This is a genomic window from Actinomycetes bacterium (assembly GCA_035489715.1).
Classification (GTDB): Bacteria; Actinomycetota; Actinomycetes; order JACCUZ01; family JACCUZ01; genus DATHAP01.
Genome location: DATHAP010000213.1, coordinates 1 through 2,265, shown reverse-complemented (window position 1 = coordinate 2,265; position 2,265 = coordinate 1). Strand labels below are relative to the sequence as shown.

The window sequence follows — 2,265 nt, the reverse complement described above, 5'->3', positions numbered from 1 at the left end:
GCCGACTGGTACGACCCGTCGGGCCAGCCGTCGCCCGACCCGGGCCCGCTCACGTGGGGCCGGCCCAATTGGTTCGACTTCTGGGCGGACGAGCACCGGGCCGCGCGCGAGGGCGTCATCTGCATGGACATGTCGTTCATGTCGAAGTTCCTCGTGCAGGGGCAGGACGCGGGTGCTCTGCTGTCACGGCTGAGCGCCAACGCGGTCGACGGCCCCAGCGGCCTGATCACGTACACCCAGTGGCTCAACGAGGGCGGCACGCTGGAGGCCGACCTCACCGTCACCAAGCTCGATGACGAGCGCTATTGGGTGGTCGCCTCCGACACCGCGCACCGGCACGCCGAGAGCTGGATGCGCCGCCACGTCGGTGACCAGCACGCCTTCGTGACGGACATGACGTCGGGCTTCGCGCAGCTCAACGTTCAGGGGCCGCGGTCCCGCGAGATGCTGCAGTCGCTGACGTCTGCGGACCTGTCCAACGAGGCGTTCCCCTTCCGCACCGCGCGGTCGATCGACATCGGCTACGCGCGCGTGCTGTGCGTGCGGATCACCTACCTCGGCGAGCTGGGCTACGAGCTCTACATCCCGGTCGAGCAGGCCACCCACGTCTACGACCGGCTGGTGGCGGCCGGGGAACCGGTCGGGCTGCGGCACGCCGGCCTCAAGTCGCTCGCGTCGCTGCGGATGGAGAAGGGCTACCGCGACTACGGCCACGACATCGACAACACCGACACGGTCCTCGAGGCGGGCCTGGGGTTCGCCGTGGATCTCGACCACGACTTCATCGGGCGGGCCGCGGTGGAGGAGCAGAAGGCTGCCGGCCCGCTGACCCGCCGGCTCGTCCAGGTGCTGATGAGCGACCAGGAGCCGCTGCTCTTCCACGCCGAGCCGGTGCTGCGCGAAGGGAAGCCCGTGGGATATATCCGGGCGGCGTCCTACGGGCACACCCTCGGCGGTGCCGTGGGGCTGTCGATGGTGGGCACCGGCGGGCCGGGCGGCGAGCCGGTCACCAAGGACTGGATCGAGGGCGGCGACTGGGAGGTCGAGGTGGCCGGCCGGCTGTGGCCGGCGCGGGCCTCGCTGCGGCCGCTCTACGACCCGACCAACGCCAAGGTGAAGGCCTGACGTGTTGAGGGCGACCCGATGACCAGCCGGGATGCTCGCGCGCTGTCCTCGGACCGCCCGACCTGGCCGGTGGCCGGCGGGTCGCTGGTCGTCGGGTTCCTGGTAGCGGAGCTGACCGGCGTGCGGGCGCTCGGGGGAGTCGTGCTGCTGGTCGCAATCGGGTGGTGCTGGATGGCCTGGACCCGGCGGCGGAGCATGTTGGTGGCCTTGGGTCTCACCGCGGTGTACGTCGCGGCGTTCGCGCTGTCGCACGTCATCGCCGGGGCGGTCGGCGCCCTGGTGTCCGTGGCATTGGTGTCGGCGCTGGTGTCGCTCGTGGTCTTCGCGGTCGCGGACCGCCCGGTGCTCCTCGCAGCGGCCAACCGGTCGGGCAACGGCGGCGCGAGCGACGGCTGGGGCGGTCAGTCCGACCAGCGGTGAGTCACGTCGTACTCGCGCTTCACCAACCAGCCGGCGAACTCGTCAGGGCCGGGACCTTTCTCCGGGTACTCGTCGTCGAGCAGGCGGGCCAGCTCGCCGGGATCGGTGATCTGCCGGTTCATCTCGAAGGTGATGAGCTTGGCGTCGGGATGGTCGAGGAAGCGCGGCAATGTGGCTCGCACGAGCTCGCGGGTGGACACTAGGTCGGTACTGCCGAGCACCTGCTCGGCGTGCCACGTCATCCGCGGGATCATCACGTAGTCGATGGTCAGTGCGTCGAGCAGTTCGTCCTCTAGCGCCTGAATCGTCTTCTCATCCGGCATCGGCTCGTCACCCCTCCGCTCGGTGGATGAGCGTAACGCTCGCTCCCTTGACGTCGAGGAGCTCGATGGTGTGGCCACCAGAGTTGCTGAAGTCACGATGCACGATGCGGCTCCCGTCCGGCAGATGGGTCGTGGTGATCAGACCCTCGTCGACCTGGCGGACGTTGGTCCAGCCGAGCGGTGCCAGGACCTCCCACCAGAGCTGGTCGACCGCGGCGTCGTCGGCGAGGAGCCGCACGTGCTTGCGGCGACCGGCCGTCGGCACCGAGGCGAACGCCGCGACTGCGCGACCGTGAGGCGAGTCGTCGACCACCCGGGCGACCTCGCCGACCTGGTCGACGGCCTTGCCGGCCCGGGTGGCGCCGGCCAGCCAGCCGAGCGGTCCCGGGACCGCGGC

At 70.6% G+C, this 2,265-nt stretch carries 4 protein-coding genes; 2 read left to right on the top strand and 2 right to left on the bottom strand.

Annotated features, from left to right (window positions below; genetic code table 11):
* Both VK640_17080 and VK640_17075 read left to right on the top strand, forming a co-directional pair.
* Positions 1-1,125 (top strand): aminomethyltransferase family protein (locus VK640_17080; protein HTE74892.1); only part of this gene is annotated, 1,125 nt, incomplete at its 5' end.
* 18 nt (positions 1,126-1,143) lie between these two features.
* Entirely contained in the window at positions 1,144-1,545 is a 402-nt protein-coding gene (locus tag VK640_17075; GenBank protein HTE74891.1) for a hypothetical protein, read from the top strand.
* Here the strand turns inward: VK640_17075 and VK640_17070 are convergent.
* The gene (locus tag VK640_17070; GenBank protein HTE74890.1) at positions 1,527-1,868 is read right to left on the bottom strand and encodes a hypothetical protein; all 342 of its coding nucleotides are present in this window, start codon (positions 1,866-1,868) and stop codon (positions 1,527-1,529) included. The two genes, VK640_17075 and VK640_17070, sit on opposite strands and share 19 nt — an antisense overlap.
* A 7-nt stretch (positions 1,869-1,875) precedes the next feature.
* Positions 1,876-2,265 (bottom strand): hypothetical protein (locus VK640_17065; GenBank protein HTE74889.1); only part of this gene is annotated, 390 nt, incomplete at its 5' end.